We start from the raw sequence: 26,974 nt of genomic DNA, 5'->3' as shown, positions 1-26,974 counted from the left end.
AAAAACGGTCGCCTTAAAGGCAACCGTTTTTATTTTGCATACTCAATTGCTCTAGTCTCACGAACAACTGTCACTTTTATATGACCAGGATATTGAAGTTCATCTTCAATTTGGCTCTTTATATCTCTTGCTAAGCGATGTGATTTTAAGTCGTCTATAGCATCTGGTGAAACAATAACTCGAATCTCTCTACCAGCTTGAATTGCGAATGCTTTATCTACGCCATCATAGCTTTCCGATAACGTCTCTAAGCGCTCTAATCTTCTAATATAGTTTTCTAAAGTTTCTTTACGAGCACCAGGTCTTGCAGCAGATAATGCATCAGCAGCAGCTACTAGAATAGAAATAATAGATGTTGGTTCAACATCTCCATGGTGTGAATGAATAGCATTAACCACTGTTTCAGTTTCATTATATTTTTTAGCCAATTCAACACCAATTTCTACGTGGCTACCTTCTACTTCATGATCGATGGCTTTACCAACATCATGCAATAAGCCAGCTCTTTTGGCTAAAGTTATATCTTCTCCTAATTCAGCAGCAAGCATGCCACTTAAATGTGCCACTTCAATTGAATGTTTTAACACATTTTGTCCATAACTCGTGCGGTATTGTAAACGACCTAAGATTTTAACTAAATCTGGATGCATATTGTGTACATTTATTTCAAATGTCGCTTGTTCACCTGCATCACGTATAATATCATCTACTTCTTTCCGAGCTTTATCCACCATATCTTCAATGCGTCCTGGGTGTATTCTACCATCAGAAACGAGATTGACTAATGCTGTTCTAGCAATTTCACGTCTGATTGGATCAAATCCTGATAGTATAACTGCTTCTGGTGTGTCATCGATAATTAAATCAATACCAGTAAGTGTCTCGAGTGTTCTAATATTTCTACCCTCTCTACCAATGATCCGTCCTTTCATTTCATCGTTAGGTAAATTAACAACCGATACTGTAGATTCTGAAGTATGTTCTGCAGCTAGTCGTTGTACCGTTGTTGCTAATAACTCTTTTGCATTTTTATCGACTTTTTCTTTGGCTTCTTTCTCTTTTTCCTTAACAAGTATTGCAATATCTTGTGACAATTCGTCTTCAACTCGTTTAAGTTGCTCATTAGCTGCTTCTTCTTGAGTGAGACCAGAGATGCGTTCTAATTCTTGTTCATGTTTATTTATTAATGATTGAACACTACTCTCTTTTGCATCTACTTGTTGTTGTCTTTCTTCAAGTTTAGATTCTTTTTGCTCTAAAATTTCATCTTTTTTATCAAGCAAATCAGATTTACGCTCTAAATTTTCTTCTTTTTGAAGTAGGCGACTTTCTTGCCTTTGAAGTTCTCCTCGTCGTTCACGAAGTTCATTTTCACTTTGTTCTTTTAACAACTGATTTTCTTCTTTGGCTTCAAGCAGTTTTTCCTTTTTTAGGTTTTCAGCTTCTTTATTCGCCTGATCGATGATATCTTCGGCAGTTTGTCTTGCTTGTAATTGCTTTTGATGTAGCAATTTACGGGCACTAAAATACCCTACAACAACTCCCAGAATAATACCTAGCAAAATGAGTAGGAGGTCTAATAAATTCACATAAACACCCCCCTTTTTCTAGGATTTGCTCTTTATATCAAAATAAATATGATTTTAATGAATTATATAACAATCATACAGTCCAATTGTACGTTTTAAAACTAAGAAGTGTCAAGATATCGAACTACAATTATATAATTTCAATTAACAGAGATTTTAATACTATATTAAAATAATTTATACATAATAATATGTATATTTAGATTATAACAAACTTTACAAATGATAACAGTCTAAATTTTCCATTGTTAATTAATAATTAGGATAAAAAATCATATTCTGTTTAATTTTATCTAGTGCTCAAGTGTGCAGTTGTAATTGATTACCAAAAAAGCTGTATAACAACAATATTTTGAGTTATACAGCTTACTTTAAAAAATTATTTATTTTAATTTCAACTATTCTTCATCGAATAAATTCGGTGTTGATTCTTCGGATTCTTCGGTTTCTTCGATATCACCATCAAAAATACCTAATTTTTCACGTAATTTTTGATCAATATCCTTTTTAATTTCAGGGTTTTCTTTTAGATAAGTTTTTACATTTTCCTTACCTTGACCCATACGCTCTCCATTATATGAATACCATGCGCCTGACTTATCGACGATATCATTTTCAACACCTAAATCGATAAGTTCACCTTCTTTAGAAATACCTTTACCGTACATAATATCAACTTCTGCTACTCTGAAAGGAGGTGCCACTTTATTTTTAACAACTTTAATTTTTGTTCTATTACCTACAATGTCTTGACCTTGTTTTAATTGCTCTGCACGACGTACTTCTAAACGCACTGAACTGTAGAATTTCAATGCACGTCCACCAGGTGTTGTTTCAGGGTTACCGAACATAACGCCTACTTTTTCACGGATTTGGTTAATAAATACTGCAGTAGTGTTAGATTTAGAAATTGCCCCTGATAGTTTACGTAATGCTTGAGACATTAATCTTGCTTGTAAGCCTACATGAGTATCTCCCATTTCACCTTCAATTTCAGCTTTTGGAGTTAATGCTGCAACTGAGTCTACTACTACGATATCTACCGCACCACTTCTAACAAAAGCCTCTGCGATTTCAAGACCTTGTTCCCCGTGGTCAGGTTGTGATAAATATAAATTATCAATATCGACACCTAAAGCTTCAGCATAAACAGGGTCAAGTGCGTGTTCGGCATCGATAAATGCTGCAATTCCACCATTTCTTTGTACTTCAGCTATAGCATGTAATGCAACAGTCGTTTTACCTGAACTTTCTGGTCCATAGATTTCAATAATTCTTCCTTTAGGATAACCACCTACTCCTAAGGCATTATCCAATGTTACAGAACCACTTGAAACACTTGATACTCTGCGAGCTTTATTGTCGCCTAATTTCATTACTGAACCTTTACCAAATGATTTTTCCATATTTTTTATAACTGTATCTAAAGCTTTTTGACGTTCGTTATCCAATGTTGGACCTCCTAAATGAGTTTCATCTCAATTAATTATCTTAATCACACTATACAATCTATCTATCGTTTTTTCAAGTATTTTGCGAATATTTGTTCGTATTATGTTCGTTATGCTCAAAATTATCGAACATGCGTGCTTAACAATGCTATTTTAAAGTTTTTGAATATAAGTTAACAACCGTATTAATACTTGGTTCGGTGTACGCGATTTTAGTGTAACTTGTTGTGTTGCCACATTAAATGACTCGATATGCAATTGTTGATTTTTCAATATACCTATATAAACTTTATTTTGATGACGCAATACTGCTACACCTATTTGGGTATTATATAGTTTTTGAACGATTGTTGTCGCAACTGTTAATTGCTCTGTTATTGACTTGGTACTGTCGATAAATTGTGGTGCATGAATAAGTACCCCTTGCAACAATTGATCACAATTATAATCACTCATTTGGCTATATAGAAGCCCTTCAGTCACGCCATCATAAAGTGCAAATGAGTGAGTAATTTGTTGCATAAATGCTTCTGCTAATGTAATTTCATTAGAGCCATAGTAATAATCACCTAGTCGGTTTAATATTTCTTGTTTGATAGGTGCTATTAAGGCAACACATTCAGCTTTTGAAGGTGCATTGGCAGTTAATCTGATATTGACTTCATGCGAACCAGCTAATGGGGCGATTGTTGGATTGCTTTGATTATCTATTAAGTCCATAAGCTCCGTTTCCACTCTTGACTCACCTATTCCCGCAAACCTTAACGATTCAGAATAAATACTTTTTTCTCCATCTAGAAAATACGGCAATAATTCATTCTTAGCCATAGGTTGCATTTCTTTAGGTGGACCTGGTAATAGCACTACTTTTTTATCGTTGTAATCTACTAACATTCCAGGCGCCATACCTACTTTATTAGCTAACACTTTTGAACCTTCAATAACTAGCGCTTGTTGTTTATTATTTGGGGTCATTACTTGTTGATGTTGTGCAAAAAATTGTTCAATATAGTTCATTGCGTTTTGATCAGTTACAAGTTCACGGTTAAGTAACTGCGCTACAGTATGTTTTGTTAAATCATCTTTAGTTGGACCTAAACCGCCAGTCAAAACGACAGCATCATAATTGTCTAAAGCATGTTTTACTACACGCGTTAAACGCTCTACATTATCACCAACCACCGTATGCTCAACTACACTATGACCAATATCATTAAACAATTTAGATAGATATTGACCATTGGTATTAGCGATTTGTCCTAATAATAATTCTGATCCGACTGCGATAATTGAAATTTGCACTGCTGTTCTTCCCCCTTGTCGAAAATGACACTATCAAATACTTGAATGTAATACACTTTATTATAAAACAAATGTTTCCTAAAAATCTAAAAAAAAGTTTGGATACAAGTTTCTTACTTGAGTTCCAAACTTTAACTTATTATTTTGCTTTAAAGACGTCTCGTCCTTTATAAAAATATTCGATACCTGATAATATAGTAAAGAATACTCCAATGTACAGTAATACTTGACCTAAAGGAAAACCAATCCAATTAGCTAATGGGTCACCTAATAAGATCCATACTAACGCTACCATTGTGACAGCTGTCTTTATTTTACCTAGTTGCCCTGCTGCGCTAACAAAACCTTGTTCAATTTGTAATAAACGTAATCCAGTTACTGCGAATTCACGAGCAATGATAATTATAGCTACTATTGAATTTGTTAAATCAATTTGTACTAATGCAACTAATGCTGCAGACACCAATAATTTGTCTGCTAATGGGTCTAAAAATTTCCCCATATTCGTTACTAATTGCCACTTGCGAGCTAAATAACCATCCACAAAGTCACTCAACGATGCAACAATAAATATTATTCCAGCAATTAGTAATTCTATTCTAATATTATATCCGCCTATTATAGACACTGAACCGAAACCAAAATCCGCTAATGCGAAAATTAAAAAAATCGGAATTAGTATAACTCTAAAAACGGTTATCCAATTCGGTATATTCATGTATAATCCTCATTTCTCTATTTAAATCTAACAATCAATACTTCTTACAACACAATGACCGCTGAAATCCATATTAATGCAGTAATTATAACGATAGCACTAATAACGACAATTAACTGTAGCGGTTCTTTATTTTTACTTCTATAAGTAGGCTTGTCTTCTTGCGCAAATGCATTAATGGTAACATCAATATTGTTATCTTGCTGTGGTATCTCTTCTTTATGCGCGGCTATTAGCTGTGTTGAATCAATATTCACAGCTTTAGCATATTTTTCAATAAAACCTTCAGCATAAGCAGAATTATATAATGCATCAAAATCATTATTTTCGATTAACTTTAACGTTGCTTGTTTAATTTGGGTTTTTGACTCTAATTCATACAGCGTCATACCAAGTCGTTCACGTCGACCTTTTAAAGTTTGTCCTATAGAGCTCATGGTTGTAGTCCTCCTCGACAGTAAAAGTACGTATTATTGAAAGAAACCAAAACCATCACCAAATCCGTTTTCATTAAAATCTAAATTATTTTTACTTTTTACGGTTTTCTTTTTCATTTCTTCATAATGAATTTCTTGGTCTTTATCTTCTCTTAACTCAATAATATAGTCAAAATCACTCATATTATATTCACTGGCCTCCACAAACAAATCTGGGTGCTCTACTACTTTGATAGCTGGTAAGCTCATAACTTCTTTAACTAAATCTTGATGTTTTTCACTTGATTCACGCGCAGTAACGGCACCATCAATAATATAAACATGATCCGAATCATATTCACCTTTGATGAGTGAACTTCTAACCGTTTGTTTAATTAGCGTGGAACTAATAAATAACCAACGTTTATGCGCACAAACACTACCGGCTACAATAGATTCTGTTTTCCCTACACGTGGCATTCCGCGAATACCGATTAGTTTATGACCTTCTTCCTTAAATAGCTCTGCCATAAAATCAACTAATAAACCTAAATCTTCACGTTCAAAGCGGAACGTTTTTTTATCGTCTGCATCTTGTTCTATGTATCTGCCATGACGAACTGCTAAACGATCTCTTAGTTCAGGTTGTCGTAATTTTGTAATTGAGATATCGTCTATTTCTGTCACAATGTTCTCAAATCTACTAACTTTTTCTAAGTTATCAGATTTAATAAGCAAACCTCTACGCGCTTGTTCAACACCATTTATAGTTACAATGCTAATACCCATCATACCTAATAAACTGGAAACGTCGCCTAATAAACCTGCTCTATTCATTGTAATTTCATATTCTAAATACCATTCTTTTTTTACTGGCACTGCCATAACTAAACACCCCTTAGTTTTCATGCATTACAACAACCGTAAATAAAACTGTAATAGCACACGCATCTATTAAAAAGTATAATTATATGAACATTATAACATTGAAACATAATAATTTGTAAATCAATATTAAGTACTTATAAGTACCAGGCTCCGTTTACTTTTTGAACTGTACCTGTCACACTTTTAGCCATTGGATGACATAAGTAGGCACAAGTATGTGCAATTTCATGTGGATCAATTAATCTCTGTTGTGGTAGTTCATTCACAATAGCAGATAATTCTTCGTCTGACCACACTGTAGACATATTACCACTAACAATGCCTGGTGATATAGCATTAACAGTAACTGACGTCATCGCTAATTCTTGACTTAGTGCTTTCACAAATCCTAACTGTGCACTTTTCATTGATGAATATACTGTTTCGAGACTGGCTCCTGTTTCTCCCCAGATAGATGAAATAACAATAATTCTGCCTTGTTCACTCATTCTTAATTGATCTACAAAATATCTAATAACACGGATACATTCTCTGACGTGAATGCGATAGCAACGATCAATCTCTTCATCACTAGTATCTTGAAGTTGACCATAAAGAGCTGTACCGCTAGCGTAAATCAAACAATCTATATTTTGTATAGATTGGAAAAGTTCTTCATATTGTGGACTTGCGGTTAAATCACATTGCACAAATTGTACTGGATAACCTTTGAATTGCGTTATTAAGGTCGATACCTCTGCACGATGATACTGCACAATTACCTCATATCCATCATCTAATAAACGTTGCACAATGGCTTTACCAATCGTACCTGAGCCACCAATTACTGCAGCTTTCATAGTTTACTTCATCTCCAAACGACTATCAACCATCTGTTCTATATTCAAGCATGTTTGTACAGTACTGTTGACACTCTCTAATGTTATATTTTCAACAATATCCAATAAATCAAAGAGACTGACACCCTCAAAATATAATTTAGTATACTGGTTAGCGATGTACTCTGGTGAATTTAGACCTGTAATAAATTCTCCAATAAATTGTTTTTTCAACAATTCAAAAGCTTCTTCATCCACGAGTTGACCTTTTTTTTGTTCCAATTCTGTTAATAATAAATCTTTTAATTTATCAGGTTGTTGCGTGGCGCTCGTTATGATAGAAAAACTATATGTTGGTTCAAGTACAAATTGATAGCCGAAAGTATCATCTATTAATTCATCTGTAAGTAGTGATTGATAAAAATCAGTTTCTTCGCCAAATACTAATTCAAAAAATAAAGTCATTTCCAAATCTTTACGTACAAATTGCTCTGGTTGAAGATTAGTTAACGGATCATTTTTAAATCCTAACATGAGTCTAGGTGACTGTAATTTCATAGTTTCTGTTACGACTTTTTCGTTAACAGAAGCTTTTTCAACTAAAGGATCACGTTGAATAACTGGTTGCGCTTCTTTATCTCGTTTATCTTCATGTTCTGTAACGATTTGTTCAATAGCATTAGGCTCAACGTCACCTACAACAAATAGCACCATGTTTGATGGATGGTAAAATGTCTCATAACATAAATATAAATCATCTTTAGTAATATCGTAAATACTCTCAACACTACCTGCAATGTCAACTTTTATCGGATGTGAATCATACATAGCACGTAAAGTGTTAAACATTAATTTATATCCAGGTTGTTCTTGATACATTTTTATTTCTTCAGCGATAATACCTTTTTCTTTATCTACAGTCTCCTTAGTGAAATAAGGTGTTTCTACCATAGTTAATAAACGTTTAATATTTCGCTCAATATTATCTGTCGCACTAAATAAATAACTTGTACGATCAAAACTTGTAAAAGCATTAACTTGAGCATTATCCTCAGCAAACGCTGTAAATAAGTCTTCTTCTTCATTTTCAAATAATTTATGTTCTAAAAAATGTGCCACACCATCCGGCACTGTAACAAATTCATCTTGATTGTGCGGTTTAAATTTATTATCTAAAGAACCAAATTGTGTAGTGTATGTAACAAATGTCTTTTGAAATCCTTGTTTTGGTATGACAAATAATTTCAAACCATTATTAAGGGTACTTTCAAAAACGCGTTCATCGATTTGTTGGTAATATTTTTCGCGCATTACGCTTCCCCTCCTTTTGTTAAAATATAAATAGTATTTAACGTCGCTGCATTCACTAACTCAATGATTTGTTCTCGTGTCACTTGCATAATAGCATCTACATACGATTGATCTGTCATATCCGTTGTTAATAACAGATTGTTATTCATCCGTTCAATAATACTTTTTGGTCGATCTTCACCTTCATGGCGCTGTGAAATAATAACTTTTTTCGCTAACTCAAGTTTTTCATCACTAAATTCTCCAAATTTGAACTTTTCAAATTCTTTAATAATGGTCTCTTGTGCAACTTGATATTTATCAGCTGAAACTCCACTTAAAACGAATAAATAGCCATTTTTTGTATCGAGTTGCGAATGAATAGAGTACGCTAAACTTTGTCGTTCCCTTACTTCATTAAATAATACGGATGATGGGTCACCACCGAACATCATATTAAAGACTACTAATGCAAAATATGCCTCACTACCATAAGTTACCGGAAATTCGAAGCCCATATTTAACTTGGCTTGATCGATTTCATCATATTCGATAATAACATTCGGCTTGTGTTCTGTAGCGACTGGTTCTACTGTTGCAAATGTATCAAAGTGAGATGGTTGAATTTGGAAATATTGCTGTATGTAATTCTTAACTTGTCGTTCATCTACATTACCAACAACATAAATTGCACAGAAATCATTAGTAATCATAGATTGATATGTATCATATAAACTTGCACTTGATATGTGAGCTATGTTTTCTACTTGTCCACTCGCTAATTGACTGTATGGTTGATCGCCAAACATGTTTTTCAATAAATTTAGAAAAGCGAGTTGTGACTTATTATCTTCTATAGCAGCTAATTTTTTTGTCAGCAAAGATTTTTCTTGTGCTAAAAATCCTTCATCAAATTGTTGATTAGTTATTAAGGGGTTCCAGATAATTTCTGTTAATAATTTTATGCCTTGTTCAAACAGTGGAGTAGTATCTTTGAGGTATTTTTCATTAACTAATTCTAATGAAATCGTAATAACATGTTTATCTTTAAATTTAGACACAAAACTATTAACATAAGCGCCATATAATTCTGATAAACGACGATTCAAGGCTTTATCTGACGGCCATTTTTTAGTTGCACGCATTAATAATTTACTTAAAATAGCGCGTTCAGTAACCGTATCTTGGTTTAAAGGGGCCATAAATTTTAATGTAATCGTAGTGGTTTTAAATTTCGAAGTTGGTAATACATTAATATGAAGATTGCTCGTTGACTTGTTATTCAAATTGTCATTCCCCGCTTTCTTTTTGCTTATAGTCTATTTCTTACCGTTTTAAACTTTACTAAACTACTTTTAAAATAATTAAATGAATAAAATACAGGATTATGTTCATTATCATAATGAATAAGCTTTAATAACATGAGTCCTTCATGTGGTGACGCATTTAAAATATCTGAAATATGTGGTTCATAACTAATTGCTTCTATTTCTGTTTCAGCATAACTAATTTTGCGTTTAGAATTTTGCTCGATGGCATTAATAATGGATTGATTATTTGTTTGATATTGATAACACGTCAATTCTGATGTGGGTACTTTATCTAAACAATACACCACAGGAAACTGGTTTGCTGTGCGAATACGTTCAATAATAGTAACCATTGTTTTTTCAGGTAACGTCAAATATTTTGCGTCTAATGATGTGGCTGGCTTTTCGTCTAAGCTGATAAATTCAGTACCTGCTTGATAGCCTTGATTCGTAATCATTTCACTAATACTTACTAATTCACCTAATGGATAGAAGAAAGGGTGTAGCGATTTAACGCTCACACCTTCTTCTAAATTATTAGTTAAGACTTGTTCAGTAATTAGTTCATCTACACCATCATAGACATCATCTGTTTTTACTTTTAAATCTCTAGCAATTGCTAAATTACTAGGTAGTTTTTCTCCATGTGCTAATTTACCTTCTTTAATTTGGTTAATTATCCATTCTTTCACTCTATAAACTGATGTTAATTCCATATTTACACCTCATCGTTATCTAAATCAACAAGTATTTGTCTTGGCTTACTGCCTTTTTGTGGTCCAATAACTTGGTTGTTCTCTAAATCATCCATCATTCTTGATGCCCTGTTATAACCAATTCTAAATTGTCGTTGGAGTAGTGATGTGCTTGCTTTTTGTTGTTCTATAACAAATAGATATGCCTCATCATAAAGTGGGTCTTCACTTTTCATTTCTGATTTTTCTACGGGTGCATCGGGCTCCATTTCCTTAACATAATTTGCTTTTTGTTGCTCCACAACATAATTAACAACTTCTTGCACTTCTTGGTCGCTTAAAAATGCACCTTGTACCCTTGTCCTTACCGAACCACCATTTGCTACATATAACATATCACCTTTACCTAATAATTTATCAGCACCGCCACTATCTATTATTGTTCTAGAGTCAGTTTGTGAACTAACAGCAAATGCAATTCTTGAAGGAATATTATTTTTAATAATCCCTGTAATGACATCAACTGAAGGTCTTTGTGTCGCAATAATTAAATGTATACCAGCAGCACGTGCCATTTGAGTAATACGTTGTATTGCATTTTCAACATCTTTTCCTGCAACCATCATTAAATCAGCTAACTCATCTACAATAACTACAATGTAAGGTAACTCAGCTTGTTTTTCATCTAGTTCTTGGTTTTGACGTTTAATATATTCATTATAGCCTTCTATATTTCGTGTAGAAGAATGCTGGAATAAATCATAACGTCTTTCCATTTCTGCAACTACTTTTTCTAACGCTTGTGACGCTTTATGTGGATTCGTTACAACTGGTATTAATAAATGCGGAATTCCATTATATACATTTAATTCTACCATTTTTGGATCTATTAACATAAGTTTTACTTCGTGTGGTTTAGCATTCAACAATATACTGGTAATGATACCATTAATACATACTGATTTCCCACTACCAGTTGAACCAGCAACTAATAAATGCGGCATTTTATTTAATTCTACGGTAATAGGGTCGCCTGAAATATCTCTGCCCAATCCTACTTCCAATTTATTGCTAGCTGGAAATTTTTCATCTAATACTTCTTTTAAGGATACTAACGAAATTTTATCATTAGGTACTTCGATGCCGACTGCCGAACGACCTGGAATCGGCGCTTCAATACGAATATCTTTGGCTGCTAATGCTAGCGCAATATCGTTATGCAAGTTTACAATTTTACTTACTTTCACACCTTGCGCTGGTTGTATTTCATATTGAGTTACGGCTGGTCCAATTTTGATTTGTGTGACACGAGCATCTACACCAAAGTTTTTTAATGTAGTTTCTAACAATTGCCCTTTTTTCTGCACTTCAGCTTTAGATGTCGTTTTTTGTTTTGCCGGTTGATTTAGCAACGAAAGTGGCGGCACTTTATAAGCTTCGTTTTCTACTTCACCTGCTTCTGAAATCGAACCAGACAACTCACTATCGGTATTGTCCTCTACTTTTTCTTCAGTAGGCGCAAGTTGTTTTTGTTGTTTGTGCTTCTGACGTTCCTCTGTAGCTGACACATCATTTGTTAGAGTATCGCCATGCCCTTTAGGTTGTTTAGCTGTTGCTGTGTGCTCATCTTCATTATCACTATGTCCATAAATCGGAATTGCCGGTTGAGCTTTTTGAGATGCTTCATTAACTTCAGGTAAGTTTGATACATCTTTCAACTCTTCATTTTTCGCAGCTTGCTGTGCTTGTTTTTCAGCTTTCACACGCGCTTTTGCTTCTTTTTTAACTTTTTGTTGCTGTCTTTTTGCTTTTAGATTGTCGGATGCTGATTCACTTTTAACTTTCAAAGATTCTAAAAATAATTTCGAAACATCACGATGCTTTTGCTTTAATAAAAGGATACCGCTTGAAATTATAAGTAACAGTGTAACGATAATTACACCTACAATAGAAATTAATGGTATAAATAATTCCAATAAATAAAAGCCAATCAAGCCACCACCAAAATTTGGAAAATGTGAGTTTTCATAAGATTTATAGACAAAAGATAAGACTGGTTCTCTTTTCGATTGGCTATTATGAGTAAAGTGATATATCACTTGCATTAATAGAATCAAAGTAAACTGTAGCATCACTGCTCCAGTTGTTCTACGTGTTTTAGGAAGACCGCGATACAAAGTAATATAAACTGTAGCTATTAATATTAATATATACGTTAAGTATCTACTCGTACCTACAAGATAATTGAAAAAGCTATCAATCATTCGTCCAACAATGCCTAACTGAAAGGCTCCTAATATTGTTAAAATAGTGATGATTATCGCAAAGACATATTTTAACGCATTATCTTTTTGTTTCTTTTGTTGTTTTGTAGACTTTTTACGCGTCGTCGCTCCCTTTTTTCTTGTCGTCGCTCGTTTTTTGGTTTGTGCCAAAACTTTACACCTCTTTTAAAAAGTTGAAACTAATCTAAACATAGCACAATGCTAAAAACATCTACCATGCTCTATCTCACAATTAGCGTTATGAATAATAAGAAGAGGCAGAGACTACCTCCTACAGGTATAAACAGCTTTGTAGATTGACATTTTTATGCAATCCCAACCACTATTTTTACATGCTTATAAAGCATTAGCCTCAACCTCTTTTACTCATAGGTTTATATTAAATTTCCGAAATAACTGGAATAATCATCGGGCGTCTTTTCGTACTTTCAAACAATAGCTTGCTAATTTGATCACGCATATTTTGCTTGATTTCTGACCATTCAATACGTTTTTCTAATAGTCCTTGCTCTACTATTTCACGTACTTTTTCTTCAGCTTCTTTAAGGAGTGCTTCACTTTCTCGCACGTAGACGAATCCACGTGATTGAATTTCAGGACCCGCAGCAATACGTCTGTTTTTAGGATCTAGCGTAACAACAGCGATAAATATTCCATCTTCGGCTAATAAATGTCTATCTCGTAAGACGATGTTACCAACATCTCCTACACCAATACCATCAATAAGTACATTTCCTGAATTCACTTTTTCGTTAAGAATCATAGCTTCGCCATCATAATTAACGACATCACCTTTTTCCACTAAAAAGATTTTTTCAGGTTGCACGCCGGCTTCATTAGCTAATTTAGCATGTGCAATTTGCATTTTGAACTCACCGTTTACAGGAATGAAATATTCCGGTTTCATGATATTTATCATCATCTTTAATTCTTCCATACAGCCATGGCTTGATGCATGAATCTTTTTATTATTCGGTAAAATTTCAGCACCAGCTCGCACTAGCTCATTTAAAGTGTTGCCGATGATTACTTCCATATTTGCAGATGCTGTAATTGCTAAAAAGACAGAATCTCCAGGTTCAATGTTCATAATTTTATGTTTCTTTTGAGCCATTTGGCTTAACGCTTCAACTGGTTCACCTTGCATACCAGTTGCAATAATAATAACTTCATTCTTAGGATAGTTTTCCACTTCATTGATCGGGATTAACAAATCTTTGGGAATATCAAAATAGCCCATTTTTCTTGCTGTGTTAAATGAACTTTCTAATGAACGACCTAAGAATGACACTTTTCTGTTTAGTTTGCTTGCAACTGTAAGCACTTGTTGAATTCTAATGAAGTTAGAAGCATAACAAGAGACAATCAAACGACCTTTTACTTTTGTAAACGCGTCATACATATGAGACTCAATAACATTTTCTGGAGTATTGTATCCAGGTTTTTCAGCTTCCGTCGAATCACTGATTAAGGCAAAGACACCTTCGTCTCCAATTTCAGTCATACGTTTTAAGTCTGGTGCATAATGACCTTGTAAACTTTGATCAAATTTAAACTCTCCTGTATACACGATTGCACCATAAGATGTATGAATACATATACCTAAACTATCTGGAATACTATGCGCAGTGTTAAAGAAAGTGATATTTACCCCTTTGAAACGCATAATCGAATCATTATTAACAGTATAGTATCTTACTTTTTTATTAATATTACGTGCCTTCATATTTTCTTTTATTAATGCAATAGTCAACTTCGAACCATAAACGGGTGCATCAACTTGCTCAAGTACATATGTTACTGCACCAATGGCATGTTCGTGACCATGTGTTAAAAATATACCTTTTAACTTTTCTTTGTTTTCAATGACATACTGAATATCAGGAATAACAATATCTACACCTAACATTTCGTCTTCTGGAAACATTAATCCAGCATCTAACATAAACATTTCATCGTCTACTTCAACGATATACATATTTTTCGCAATTTCTCCAACTCCACCAAGGGGGATTATGCGAATATTGTTATTATTTTTCTTAATTAAACTCAAAATGGTACCTCCTAATTTTAATCCCCGACCATATATAATCTCATTTTATATTATAAGTTATATTAGGCTCTGTGTACACTATTAAAGTAATTTCCATGTTAAAAGTATCCTTACTTCTACTTTTTGTGACATAAAAAAAGAAACTAGTATTAACGTTATGTTTTTTGACAACTTTCAAAATGTGTATAATCAACACAACGTATACTAGTTTCTTGTTTATATAGATTATTTAGTTTCTAATACTTTATGAGAAGCATTTACTCTACCTTGTTTATCTATTTCAGTAACTTTAACTTTCAAAATGTCACCTAATGCTAATACATCTTCGACTTTATTAATGCGTTCTTGTGCAATTTGTGAAATGTGAACTAAAGCGTCTTTTCCGGCAAACAATTCTACAAAAGCACCATATTTTTCTATACGTTTAACTTTTGCATCATAAATTTGTCCAACCTCAGCTTCGCGTGTAATATCTTCAATAATTGATTTTGCTTTATCAATAGCATTTTGATCGACTGCACCTATGAAAATTGTACCATCTTGTTCAATATCTAATTTAACACCTGTTTCATCAATAATTTCATTGATTTTTTTACCACCAGGCCCAATCACATCTCTAATTTTTGCTGATTTAATTGTCATAGTGACAACTTTCGGAGCATATGCGCTTAACTCACTTCTTGGTGTATCGATTGTTTGTAACATGTGATCTAAGATTGCTAAACGACCTTCGCGTGCTTGTTCTAATGCTTCTTTAATGATTTCTTTTGTTAAACCATCAATTTTAATATCCATTTGTATTGCAGTGATACCTTCAGATGTACCTGCTACTTTAAAGTCCATATCGCCTAAAGCATCTTCCATACCTTGAATATCAGTTAAAATTGTATAACTATCGTCACGAGTTACTAATCCCATAGCTATACCAGCAACCGGTGCTTTAATTGGCACACCTGCATCCATTAAAGCAAGTGTAGAGCCACAAATTGATGCTTGTGAAGAAGAACCGTTCGATTCTAGTACTTCACTTACAATTCTTACCGTATAAGGGAAATCTTTAGGGTCTGGAATAATATGACTCAATGCTCTTTCGCCTAATGCACCGTGTCCGATTTCTCTTCTTCCCGGTGAACGTACTGGTCCAGTTTCTCCGACTGAATAGTTAGGGAAATTATAATGATGCATAAAGCGTTTCTCTGCTTCCTCACCTAATCCGTCAATAATTTGATATTCACTTAATGAACCTAATGTTAGTACAGAAAGTGCTTGCGTTTGTCCGCGTGTGAATAGCCCTGAACCGTGTGCTCTAGGTAACAAGCCTACTTCAGAATCTAATGGACGAATTTCGTCTGTTTTACGGCCATCCGGTCTGATTTTTTCTTCAGCAATTAATCGTCTTACTTCAGCTTTTACTAAATCATTTAAAATGCCTTGTACTTCTTTAATTAATGTCTCATTTTCTGGGTCTTCTTCATCTATAAATTGGTCGATCACTGCCGCTTTTAGCTCGTCTAATTTATCATCACGTTGTTGTTTATCAAATCTTAACACTGCTTGTTTTAGACCTTGTTCTTCAGTTAATTGAGTTACTTTGGCTATGAGTGAATCATCTTGTTCTGCTGGAATAAATTCTTTTTTCACTGGCTGAATGTAGTCAACAATTTCTTGTTGGAAAGCAACTAGACGTTGAATTTCTTCATGTCCAAAGAAGATAGCTTCTAGCATTTCTTCTTCAGTGATTTCACTTGCACCAGCTTCAACCATGTTCACTGCATCTTTATGACCAGCAACTTCTAAATCTAAACGTGAAACTGCTTTTTGTTCAACTGTTGGATTAATAATGTATTCTCCATCTATAAAGCCTACGTTAACACCTGCAATAGGTCCTTGGAATGGGATGTCAGAAACACTTAACGCTACTGATGAACCAATCATTGCCGCCATTTCTGGAGAACAATCTGGATCAGCACTAAGTACAGTGTTCATAATTTGAACATCATATTTATAACCTTTAGGAAATAGTGGACGGATAGGTCTATCTATTAATCTTGCTGTTAATGTAGCTTCATCACTCGGGCGACCTTCACGTTTTTTAAAGCCACCAGGAATTTTACCTGCTGCATACATTTTTTCTTCATAATTTACCATTAATGGGAAAAAATCTCCATCGCGCGGTTCTTTGGAAGCAACAGCAGTTGATAGTACAACTGTATCACCATAACGGACAAGTGCAGCGCCATTAGCTTGTTTCGCTAGTTGTCCTGTCTCTATTGTTAATGATCGATTCGCCCATTCAGTTTTAAAAACTTTTTTCTCTTGAGACATTATGAATCTCCTCTCCTATATCTATTACTTCTATCATATCATTTATTTAATTATTTTTATATTAGTCTAATGTTTTTTTATATTTCATTATGTAAATTTATACTTACATGGATAATAAACTACAAAAGATTATAAAAAAGGGAAAGGACCTTTTGGTTCTTTCCCTTTTGCATACGTCAAAAGATTAACGACGGATACCTAATGATTTAATTAATTCACGGTAACGTTGGATATCTTTACCACGTAAATAGTTTAATAAGTGTCTACGACGACCTACCATTTTCAATAAACCACGACGTGAATGGTGGTCTTTGTTATGCGTACGTAAGTGTGTATTTAAAGCGTTAATTTCAGCAGTTAATACAGCGATTTGAACTTCTGGAGAACCAGTGTCCGCTTCGTGTGTACGATATTCTTTAATTAATTCATTTTTACGTTCTTGTGAAATTGCCATATCAATTTCCTCCTTTTAATTTAAACTATACACCTCAATCCGAGCAAAGCGTCGGAGTTTCGACTTGCCAAGAGAAAGGATTGCAATGTAAATAATTACATTCGACTTAAATATTATATGATATATCATCACCAAAATCAACAGCTAATAAATATTTTGCTTGATCTTTATCTTTGTGCATTTGTTCTACTAGTGGATCGATACCATCAAATTTCACTTCTGGACGCAAAAAATGATGCCAGTAAACAGTCACTCGTTCACCATAGATATCCTCTTTAAAATCAAACAAATTCACTTCTATAACTATTTGTGCTTTTGATGGGTCATGAAATGTTGGTTTCACACCAACATTTGCAACTCCACGATAATATTTATCACTAGCCCCAATATTCATACTAACAGCGTAAACCCCTTTTTTAGGTAACACATAATCACCACTAGGCTGAATATTGGCTGTTGGGAAGCCTATAGTTCTACCTCTTTTTTCGCCTTGTACAACTGTTCCTTTAATGCGATAGTGATAGCCCAATTCATTATTTGCCTTTTGTAAGTTTCCTTCTTTTAAAGCTTTGCGAATTTCTGTTGTCGAAATTTTTTCTGATTCTATTTCTTGTTTACTGACAATAGTTGTTTCACATTGCTCTAATTGGTCTAAAGTCATCATGTTGCCCTTACCAAATTTACCAAAAGTAAAATCGAAGCCTGCAATAATTTGTTTTACATTGTTTTTTAAAACGTATTCCTCAACAAATGTTTCAGCTAGCACATCAGCAAATTTTGATGAAAAATTGATAACAATACAATAATCAATGCCGTATTCATCCATTATTTCAATCTTATCATCTATTGGTGTTAAATAATCAGTACGTTTCTTTTCAGGATTTAACACAACTGAAGGATGGGGATCAAAAGTCATGACAGCTTTTTTCAAATTGTTTGCTTCTGCTTTTTGTTGCAACGTTTCGAATACTTTAGCATGTCCTTTATGCATACCATCAAAAAAGCCAAATGCCATTGCTACTGGCTCTGTGATATATTGGTCTGCTTGAATTGGATGAGTCACTTCTATCACTTTCATGTGTATATCTCCTTTAGTTAAAAACTTTCTTAGGTTTTATTTCATCTGATTTGGTAGGGTGCGGTACATAGATTGCAAGTGCTTTTTTTGTAGCACTATCTATCATCACAACAGTATCATCAATTACTTCTTCAAAAGTTTGTTTCGCAAATTTTTGACCATTTAGAATTTGTGATTTTAGTTTCTCAGACGATACATTAATGGCCTGCAACCCTTTTAAACCATATTCTATAGGAAAGAGTTTATCTTGTAACGCTTCTTGCTCATGCAATTCCGCTATTGTTTCCAAAGTCATACTCTCGTCAATATCAAAACCACCACTATTGATTCTCGTTAACAATGACATATGCGCTGGTAAATCTAATGCTTTACCTATGTCTGTGGCTAAAGTTCGTATGTAAGTACCTTTGCCACATGACACTCGAATATCAAAATGACATTGTGCTTGGTCAAATGTTAAATCACTCAATCTCATTATATCATATATCTCCACTTGTCTTTGTGGTCGCTCAACTTCTTCATTGTTACGTGCATATTCGTATAGTTTTTTGCCGTTCACTTTAACTGAAGAATACATCGGCGGAATTTGCGTAATTGTGCCTTCAAAGGCTTTGAGAACTGCGTCAATTTTTGCTGTAGTAATCATTGTTGTATCCACTTGCTGTTCAGTTAAAATATCCCCTGTTTGATCTTCAGTCGTAGTACTTCGTCCAATTGATACAGTAGCACGATAAGTCTTGCCCATATCCATAATATAATCACTGACTTTAGTTGCAGGTCCAATGCAAATTGGTAAGACACCTGAAACTTCTGGGTCAAGCGTTCCAGTGTGTCCAATTTTTTTCGTGCCTAAAATTTTCCGCAATTTAAAAACCACATCATGACTAGTTAAGCCACGAGCTTTAAATACTGGCAATACACCATTATACATATACACTACGTCCTTTACTTTCTATTTCAACTAGCTTTAAATATTGAAAAAGCTGGAACTCCAAATCACTACTGATTTATGTCCCAGCCCACCATTAATCTTTTTTATGCAAATCTTGTATCATACGTTCAATTTTATTACCGTAATCTATAGATTCATCATATTCAAAGTTTAATTCAGGTATTATACGTAATCTCATTCTTGAACCTAACTCAGATTTTATAAAGCCTTTTGCTTTTTCAAGACCTTTAAAAGTATCATCTACTTGTTTATCGTTTCCTAATACAGTTAAGTACACTTTTGCTATGGATAAGTCATTCGTTACTTCCACATCTGTAATTGTTAAGAATCCGATACGTGGATCTTTCACTTTATTGTTAACGATGTCCATGATTTCTTGTTTCATTTGTTCTCCGACACGTTCTGCTCTCATATTCATTAATATCACCTCGCATATACTCATGAGATAGTCTACTTACTTCAAATTATAAGATAGTTCAATCTTTAACGTCAAACCTTATTTCTCCATTATTTAACTCGTTTAATAAAATCTTACTTTTGCATAGTAAAAATCTATCACCTAAAAATTTATATCGTACTATATATATATACAGTTAAGCACTATTTTTATTCCTAACTGTTAAATCATGTAATAAAGTTACATAAAATTAAGATTTTCAAAACGATTTAACTTCCTAACTGTTTAATTTTATTGCTTAACTGTTATATCACAATTTTAACTTACCACAATTTCATATCAATAAAGTTATGTTATTTATAAAAATGTAAAATAACTTTAAATACAAAAACTATATTCCAAATAAATTAAGTGTGGTATAATTTAAAAGCTCAAAATATTATTGGGAGGAGTAATTGGTTGGAGAAAACAGAAAGAGTTTTATACATATATACTCGTTTATTACATGGAATGAAGTTGAACAAAAGTGAGTTAGCACATAAATTAAACGTAAATGAACGTTCAATCCAAAGAGATTTTAGTGATATAAATAATTTTATTTTCGAAGATGACACTTGGGTTGATCAAAAAGCTAAAGTAGCATATGACACCACAACAGCAATGCATAGTTTACAAACGATACCTATCAAAATTAGAAAGCAAATGATAATTGCCTTATTATACCAAATGAAAGAAACATTACCCTTTATACAAGAAGAAAGTTATCGATTTTTAAAACAATATTCTTTATCCAATCAGCATCATAAATGGTATATACATAATTTACTTAATAATTTTCAGGTGAGTAAGAACAAGATATTTTCAGAAACATTAATTGAAGCAACCCAATGTATCAATAATAAATTTAATATAAACATTCATACATCCCAAAATACTACAATTTATGTCAGTCCGTTATACATACATTATATCGACGACAATTATTGGCTGACATACATTTATAACTCCACAATAAGTTCTATACGTTTTAGTGATATTGTCAAATTAACTTCAACTACTACATCTTACGATATTTCCATTATGCAACTTACTAATATAGTGACAATTCAATGTGACAATAGCTTATGGCATTGTTTACAAAATGAATATGTTATCCTTGACTACGATTCCACCGAAAATTTTAAAACTGCTGAAGTTATTATGTCGCAAATAGAATGTCTATCTGTAGCTAAACGGTTTCCTCAAAAGATTAAAATTATTAGCCCTCAAAATTATAAAGAGGCGTATATCAACCATTTAACAGCTGCTTTAGCACACTATTCATCATAAATCAGACGTTAAATAAAGGGACGTCAGTACAGACGCCCCTTTAGTCTAAAAATTATTTAATGCTTGATAAATATCTGATTTACCCATTAAGCGATCTTCTTTTAAATGTTGTTTCCACTTATAAAAATCACTTTTTGACAATGTCCTTTTTTGTTTTAATTTTTCCAACTGCTCTCTATAACTTAAAATATTACCTAATGTTAAATACTTGTTTTGTTTTGAAGCAAAAACAAACATATTATCTATTAACATTTGACATTCTTCAGGTGTAAATACTTTTATAAAGTTAGAAGTCCAAAATTCTTCTTCACGTACAATAAATATTCTCTTACGACCATCTCTTACCATATTCGCAAATAATTCACCAATTTTACGTTGTGAAGGTAAGGTATGTCCACTTAGTGTTAAGAATTCTTTAGGCACACCGGCTTGGTAACTGGTTTGATACGGAAAATAGTTAAATAACATAAGTCTGTTTGGATCTATATTAAATTGTTTTAAAATAGAGGATTCACTGTAAAAGTATTTCATAAACCATATGTGTTGATCTTCATATGGTAGAAATTTTTTCTCATCAAATCCCAGCTCATTTCCGCGCAAATCTTGCAAAATACGATTTCTCAAGCGGATTTTACGTTCACCGTCAACTAACGGATTGTCTGTGCGAAAGTCATTTTCAGGTTGTTTATTTAAAATAATAATGTCAGCTTTCTTTGGATTACCAAAATAAGGTTGAGGAATCATTGGATTAATCGGCTTGTCTTTTAGTAATATATTGTGTCGCTGCTTATCAACGAAAATTTTATTATTTGCAAAATTTATCATTTTTTCAAATCTAGGAATAGTTGTAAAATCATTGCCAAATTGCGATTTAAAATACTCTAGGTCTTCAGGATGTAAAAATGCAGTAATGTCATTATTGTCAGCAATTAAATTCAAAGTCTTCTCACTGTACTCATTGTTATAATTTGCAAGATATTGTTTCCAAAAGTGATTTAAATTATTTAACTGCTTAGTTGTCATATAAATTCCTCCATCACATTTTCACTTACAAGTTTAAACGATTGCCTAGACACTTATTGTCAATCGATCATTAACTATTCCTTTTTAACGAAAAAATACACTTCTTAAACAACCAGAAGTGTATTTTTTCATTATCTAAGTTATCTTTTTATTTCTACCATCTCATAGGCTTCTATAATGTCGCCTTCTTTAAGGTCATTATATTTTTCAATTGTGATACCACATTCGTATCCTTGTGCCACTTCTTTAACATCATCTTTATAACGTTTAAGTGTGTCTAATTCACCTTCAAATTGTACGACACCGTCTCTGATGACACGAACGCCTGCATTTCGAGTGATTTTGCCATCGGTAACATAACTACCAGCAATTGTACCTACTTTTGATACTTTGAATGTTTGACGAACTTCTGCTTGTCCGATTACTTGTTCTTCGAATTCTGGATCAAGCATACCTTTCATGGCAGATTCTATTTCTTCGATAACTGTGTATATAACTCGGTGTAAACGCATATCTACGTTTTCAGCTTCTGCTGAACGTTTCGCACCTGTATCTGGACGAACATTAAAACCGATAATGATACCGTTTGAAGCATTTGCTAATGTTACGTCTGATTCATTAATCGCACCTACTGCAGTGTGAATAATACGTACATTTACGCCTTCAACATCGATTTTCATCAATGATGCTGCAAGTGCTTCTACGGAACCTTGAACATCACCTTTGATGATAACATTCAGGTCTTTCATCTCACCTTGTTTCATTTGTTCGAATAAATTATCTAGTGATACATTTTTACTTTCTTGACGTTGTTGTAAAATATTTTCTTCATGACGTGCTTCACCAATACGACGTGCTTGTTTTTCATCTGAGAAAATAACAAAACGATCTCCTGCTTGTGGCACATCATTAATACCTGTAATTTCTACTGGTGTTGATGGTCCAGCTGATTTAATTCGTTGACCTAAATCATTGACCATTGCACGAATTCTACCATACGTATTTCCAACAACAATTGAATCTCCAACATTTAATGTACCATTTTGTACTAGTAGAGAAGCAGAAGGTCCACGTGATTTATCTAACTCAGCTTCAATAACAGTTCCTACTGCGCGTTTATCAGGATTAGCTTTTAATTCTTGTACTTCTGACACTAAAACTATCATTTCTAATAAACTATCGATACCATCACCACTTAATGCTGAAAGTGGTACGAAAATCGTATCGCCGCCCCAGTCTTCAGGTACTAAACCATATTCTGTTAATTCCTGCATCACACGATCCGGATTAGCAGTCGGCTTATCAACTTTATTTACTGCGACAATTGTTGGAACATTTGCTTCTTTGGCGTGATTAATAGCTTCAATTGTTTGTGGCATTACACCATCATCAGCAGCAACTACTAAAATAGTAATATCCGTAACTTGAGCACCACGTGCACGCATCGTCGTAAAGGCTGCGTGACCTGGTGTATCTAAAAATGTGATTTTCTTGCCATCATTTTCGATTTGATAAGCACCAATATGCTGAGTTATGCCACCAGCTTCACCAGCAGTTACTTTCGTGTGACGAATTGAATCTAATAAAGTCGTTTTACCATGGTCAACATGACCCATAATTGTAACAACAGCCGGTCTTTCAATTGCATCTTCATCGTCTTCTTCATCATCAAAATAAATTGATAAATCTTCTTCATTAATAACTATCTCTTTTTCAATTTCAACACCATAATCATCAACAATTAATTCAAGTGTTTCTTCATCTAATGATTGATTAATGTTGGCCATAATGCCAAGTAAGAATAATTTTTTAACTATTTCAGAAGAATCTACATTTATTTTTTCTGCTAATTCACCAACAGTAATACCATCTTGATAAGTTATTTTAGCTGGAATTTCTTTTACTTCTGGTTGACTGTCACGTTGTTGTTTTTTATTTTGTTTACCATTATTCTTTTTGTTCTGTTGCTTTTTGTTTTTATTAGGTTTTTGGTTATTTTTTTGCTGTTGTTTTTGATTATTTTGAGCTGGTTTGTCAGCTTTTGACGCATTAGCTTTATTATTCGATTGAGTGCTCGGTTTAAACTTCTTGTTTAATTGGGCAATTTGATCGTCTTCTAATGCTTGCATGTGGTTTGATACTTCCACATTCATTTTTTTTAATTCATCAATTACATCTTTACTTTTTAAATTTAATTCTTTAGCATATTCGTAAATTCTTTGTTTACTCATATAGTCACTCCTTACGATATTCTTCTATCATAGACAATAGCTTTTTAGCAAAACCCTGATCAGTAATACCGATGTGCACACGGTCAGATTTTCCTATAGCTTGTCCTAATTCCGTTCTAGTTCCAAATATTCGAAATGATATATGGTAACTTTCACATTTATTTTGCACTACTTTTGTAGTATTGTCAGAAGCATCTGAAGCAATAATAACAAGCTTAACTTTGTTCTTTTTTATTTCATTAAGAACTACAGCTTCACCTGTTTTTACTTTGCCTGCACGCATAGCTAATCCTAAAAAATTCACGATATTTTCTTTATTCATTTTGGAATCTCTTCACGATAAATCAATCGAATAATTTCTTGGTATACTGTTGCTAAAGTGTCAGCATCAGCTTTAAAGTATTTTTCTAATACACCTTTTTGCTGTGCTTCTTCAACTTGTTGGACATTTTTAGAAACATATGCACCGCGTCCCGGTTTTTTACCTGTAGCATCAGCGAAGATTTCATTATCTTTATTAATTACCACTCTAATCATGTCAGTTTTCGGGTGCATTTCATTGGATAGTATACATTTACGCATTGGAATTTTTTTCTTTTTCATAAAGTAATCACCCCAATTATTTTTCTTGTTCTTCGTCGTCTGGTGTTGCGTCTATATCTTGTTCAATTGCTACATCTGCTTCTTCAGATAATGACAATGTATCCTCTTCAGCAATTGCCTCATCTTCATCTGTTGCAACATGAGGATATACACCTGCTTCACGTGCGTCACTTTCAGATTTGATATCAATTTTCCAACCAGTTAATTTAGCTGCTAAACGTGCATTTTGTCCACGCTTACCAATTGCTAATGATAGTTGATAATCTGGTACTACAACTATTGTTGATTGGTTTTCAGTATCTACAATAACTTCAAGCACTTGTGATGGACTTAACGCATTTTGAACGAAAACTTTTGGATCTTCATTCCACTGCACTATATCAATTTTTTCGCCACCAAGCTCTTCAACTACTGCTTCTACACGTGCACCTTTAGAACCTACACAAGCACCTACAGCATCAATGTCTGGATTATCTGAGTGCACACTAATTTTTGAACGGTCACCCGCTTCACGTGCGACTGATTTAACAACTACTGTGCCATCAAATATTTCTGGTACTTCTTGTTCAAATAAACGTTTTAGTAAGCCTGGATGACTTCTAGACACATATATTTGAGGTCCTTTTGTTGTTTGTTCTACTTTGTTAACGAAGACTTTAATTCTCTCATTAGGAATGTATTTTTCATTAGGACTTCTTTCAGCTTCTGAAAGTACTGCTTCAGTGCGTCCTAAATTAACATACACATAACGATGATCTACTCTATCGATTAGACCAGTAACAATGTCTTCTTCTTTATCGATAAATTCATCATATAAAATTTCGCGCTCTGCATCTCTTAAACGTTGCATAACTGCTTGTTTTGCAGCTTGTGCGCCCACACGTCCAAAGTCATTAGGTGTCACATCTTCTTCATATATATCACCTAATTCATACGCTGGGTTTTTAACAAGTGCTGTGCTTAAATCGATTTCGTCACGATCATCGAATACTTCCTCAACAACTTCTTTGCGCGCTATAACTTTAAATACGCCTTCGTCCATATTTAATTCAACACGAACATTTCGCGCACTATCATAGTTCTTTTTATAAGCAGTAATTAAAGCTGCTTCAATTGCATCAATCAGCACTTCTCTTGGAATCTTTTTCTCTTTTTCTAAATATTCAGTAGCTAACAATAACTCGTTACTTGACACTTTGTCCCCTCCTAATCACTTAAAGCATTACAGAATGACGTGCTTTAGCAATTTTGTTTCTTGGAATTTCAATATTTTTAGTTTTTGCTTTATCTTTAACTTCCATAACTATATGTTCCTCGTTGACAGCTTGTAATGTACCTAACCATTCTTTTTCACTTTCGATTGGTGCATACAATGAGACAAAAATAGGTTTATTCACAGCGTTTTGGAAATCTTGTTCATTTTTAATTGGTCTTTCGGCTCCTGGTGAAGCAACATCTAAATAATACATTTGTTCAATTGGATCATTTTCATCCATAACTTCACTTATTTTTTCAGATGCTAACGTACAATCATTTAAGTCTACGCCGCCTTCTTTATCGATTGACACTCTTAAAAAATGATCTTTACCTTCTTTTGTAAACTCAACGTCCACTAATTCATAATTTAAGTCAGTTAATACAGGTTGAATCAATGCTTCAACTTGTTGAATTATTTTACTCATGCTGACCTCCTTTTTTGGCAAATAGAAAAGAGCGGGTAATAAGCCCACTCTTCCTGCCTGAGTCTAATCTTTTAACAAATATATT

24 protein-coding genes are annotated in these 26,974 nt (G+C 33.5%); 1 reads left to right on the top strand and 23 read right to left on the bottom strand.

The genetic code is table 11. From position 1 onward, the window contains the following. Positions 1–29: 29 nt before the first annotated feature. The 17 genes from rny to rbfA form a co-directional block, all read right to left on the bottom strand. A complete protein-coding gene (gene rny, locus KA845_RS09405) occupies positions 30–1,589 on the bottom strand; it encodes a ribonuclease Y (RefSeq protein WP_002511012.1) in 1,560 nt (519 codons plus the stop codon). Between the two features lie 398 nt (positions 1,590–1,987). Further along, positions 1,988–3,040 (bottom strand): recombinase RecA, encoded by a 1,053-nt coding sequence (gene recA / locus KA845_RS09400; RefSeq protein WP_107376835.1) that lies wholly within the window; start codon positions 3,038–3,040, stop codon positions 1,988–1,990. Between the two features lie 153 nt (positions 3,041–3,193). Next, positions 3,194–4,342: a CinA family nicotinamide mononucleotide deamidase-related protein gene (locus tag KA845_RS09395; RefSeq protein ID WP_167867913.1), complete on the bottom strand. Its 1,149-nt coding sequence runs from the start codon at positions 4,340–4,342 to the stop codon at positions 3,194–3,196. Between the two features lie 139 nt (positions 4,343–4,481). Then, positions 4,482–5,060 (bottom strand): CDP-diacylglycerol--glycerol-3-phosphate 3-phosphatidyltransferase, encoded by a 579-nt coding sequence (gene pgsA / locus KA845_RS09390; protein WP_002511009.1) that lies wholly within the window; start codon positions 5,058–5,060, stop codon positions 4,482–4,484. A 44-nt stretch (positions 5,061–5,104) separates the two neighbouring features. After that, positions 5,105–5,497 carry a helix-turn-helix domain-containing protein gene (locus tag KA845_RS09385; protein WP_002511008.1) on the bottom strand — a complete coding sequence of 131 codons (393 nt, stop codon included), beginning with the start codon at positions 5,495–5,497 and terminating at the stop codon, positions 5,105–5,107. A 33-nt stretch (positions 5,498–5,530) separates the two neighbouring features. Then, entirely contained in the window at positions 5,531–6,361 is an 831-nt protein-coding gene (locus tag KA845_RS09380) for a DUF3388 domain-containing protein (protein ID WP_002511007.1), read from the bottom strand. 137 nt (positions 6,362–6,498) lie between these two features. Then, on the bottom strand, positions 6,499–7,203 hold the full coding sequence (gene ymfI, locus KA845_RS09375; protein WP_210128003.1) for an elongation factor P 5-aminopentanone reductase: 705 nt from the start codon (positions 7,201–7,203) through the stop codon (positions 6,499–6,501). Positions 7,204–7,206: 3 nt separating this feature from the next. Next, on the bottom strand, positions 7,207–8,493 hold the full coding sequence (gene yfmH / locus KA845_RS09370) for an EF-P 5-aminopentanol modification-associated protein YfmH (RefSeq protein WP_021458845.1): 1,287 nt from the start codon (positions 8,491–8,493) through the stop codon (positions 7,207–7,209). Then, positions 8,493–9,758 carry an EF-P 5-aminopentanol modification-associated protein YfmF gene (yfmF, locus tag KA845_RS09365; protein ID WP_002511004.1) on the bottom strand — a complete coding sequence of 422 codons (1,266 nt, stop codon included), beginning with the start codon at positions 9,756–9,758 and terminating at the stop codon, positions 8,493–8,495. The genes yfmH and yfmF overlap by 1 nt, the downstream gene beginning before the upstream one ends. A 26-nt stretch (positions 9,759–9,784) precedes the next feature. Next, positions 9,785–10,498, bottom strand: a complete 714-nt coding sequence (locus KA845_RS09360; protein WP_002511003.1) for a GntR family transcriptional regulator — start codon at positions 10,496–10,498, stop codon at positions 9,785–9,787. Positions 10,499–10,500: 2 nt separating this feature from the next. Beyond that, complete coding sequence (locus KA845_RS09355; protein ID WP_210128000.1) at positions 10,501–12,912, bottom strand: DNA translocase FtsK; 2,412 nt, start codon at positions 12,910–12,912, stop codon at positions 10,501–10,503. 229 nt (positions 12,913–13,141) lie between these two features. Then, the gene (gene rnjB, locus KA845_RS09350; protein ID WP_002511001.1) at positions 13,142–14,815 is read right to left on the bottom strand and encodes a ribonuclease J2; all 1,674 of its coding nucleotides are present in this window, start codon (positions 14,813–14,815) and stop codon (positions 13,142–13,144) included. Between the two features lie 225 nt (positions 14,816–15,040). Next, entirely contained in the window at positions 15,041–17,140 is a 2,100-nt protein-coding gene (pnp, locus tag KA845_RS09345) for a polyribonucleotide nucleotidyltransferase (protein ID WP_210127999.1), read from the bottom strand. A gap of 184 nt (positions 17,141–17,324) precedes the next feature. Then, the gene (gene rpsO, locus KA845_RS09340) at positions 17,325–17,594 is read right to left on the bottom strand and encodes a 30S ribosomal protein S15 (RefSeq protein WP_002510999.1); all 270 of its coding nucleotides are present in this window, start codon (positions 17,592–17,594) and stop codon (positions 17,325–17,327) included. 106 nt (positions 17,595–17,700) lie between these two features. Continuing rightward, the gene (locus KA845_RS09335) at positions 17,701–18,672 is read right to left on the bottom strand and encodes a bifunctional riboflavin kinase/FAD synthetase (RefSeq protein ID WP_002510998.1); all 972 of its coding nucleotides are present in this window, start codon (positions 18,670–18,672) and stop codon (positions 17,701–17,703) included. A 13-nt stretch (positions 18,673–18,685) separates the two neighbouring features. Next, positions 18,686–19,603, bottom strand: a complete 918-nt coding sequence (gene truB, locus KA845_RS09330) for a tRNA pseudouridine(55) synthase TruB (protein ID WP_021458848.1) — start codon at positions 19,601–19,603, stop codon at positions 18,686–18,688. A 94-nt stretch (positions 19,604–19,697) separates the two neighbouring features. Next, positions 19,698–20,066 (bottom strand): 30S ribosome-binding factor RbfA, encoded by a 369-nt coding sequence (gene rbfA / locus KA845_RS09325; RefSeq protein ID WP_172604821.1) that lies wholly within the window; start codon positions 20,064–20,066, stop codon positions 19,698–19,700. 414 nt (positions 20,067–20,480) lie between these two features. Here rbfA and KA845_RS09320 point away from each other — a divergent pair, with 414 nt between their 5' ends. Further along, the gene (locus KA845_RS09320) at positions 20,481–21,350 is read left to right on the top strand and encodes a hypothetical protein (RefSeq protein ID WP_103387943.1); all 870 of its coding nucleotides are present in this window, start codon (positions 20,481–20,483) and stop codon (positions 21,348–21,350) included. Between the two features lie 45 nt (positions 21,351–21,395). Here KA845_RS09320 and KA845_RS09315 read toward each other — a convergent pair whose 3' ends face one another. From KA845_RS09315 to rimP, 6 genes are all read right to left on the bottom strand, one after another. Next, positions 21,396–22,373 (bottom strand): hypothetical protein, encoded by a 978-nt coding sequence (locus KA845_RS09315; RefSeq protein ID WP_103387944.1) that lies wholly within the window; start codon positions 22,371–22,373, stop codon positions 21,396–21,398. 140 nt (positions 22,374–22,513) lie between these two features. Further along, positions 22,514–24,604: a translation initiation factor IF-2 gene (infB, locus tag KA845_RS09310; RefSeq protein WP_002510993.1), complete on the bottom strand. Its 2,091-nt coding sequence runs from the start codon at positions 24,602–24,604 to the stop codon at positions 22,514–22,516. A gap of 4 nt (positions 24,605–24,608) precedes the next feature. Next, positions 24,609–24,926 carry a L7Ae/L30e/S12e/Gadd45 family ribosomal protein gene (locus tag KA845_RS09305; RefSeq protein ID WP_002510992.1) on the bottom strand — a complete coding sequence of 106 codons (318 nt, stop codon included), beginning with the start codon at positions 24,924–24,926 and terminating at the stop codon, positions 24,609–24,611. Further along, positions 24,923–25,207, bottom strand: coding sequence for an RNase P modulator RnpM (rnpM, locus tag KA845_RS09300; protein WP_210127997.1), 285 nt, complete (start codon positions 25,205–25,207; stop codon positions 24,923–24,925). Before rnpM ends, KA845_RS09305 begins: the two co-directional genes overlap by 4 nt. A 16-nt stretch (positions 25,208–25,223) precedes the next feature. Next, positions 25,224–26,402 carry a transcription termination factor NusA gene (gene nusA / locus KA845_RS09295; RefSeq protein ID WP_103387945.1) on the bottom strand — a complete coding sequence of 393 codons (1,179 nt, stop codon included), beginning with the start codon at positions 26,400–26,402 and terminating at the stop codon, positions 25,224–25,226. A 19-nt stretch (positions 26,403–26,421) separates the two neighbouring features. Further along, positions 26,422–26,889 (bottom strand): ribosome maturation factor RimP, encoded by a 468-nt coding sequence (rimP, locus tag KA845_RS09290; RefSeq protein WP_002510989.1) that lies wholly within the window; start codon positions 26,887–26,889, stop codon positions 26,422–26,424. Positions 26,890–26,974 lie beyond the last annotated feature (85 nt).

Origin of the sequence: Staphylococcus sp. GDX8P114P-2 (genome assembly GCF_017892945.1) — a bacterium.
Taxonomy (GTDB): Bacteria; Bacillota; Bacilli; order Staphylococcales; family Staphylococcaceae; genus Staphylococcus; species Staphylococcus arlettae.
Note: the sequence above shows the minus strand (reverse complement) of the source record. Positions and strands in the feature narration are given on the sequence as shown.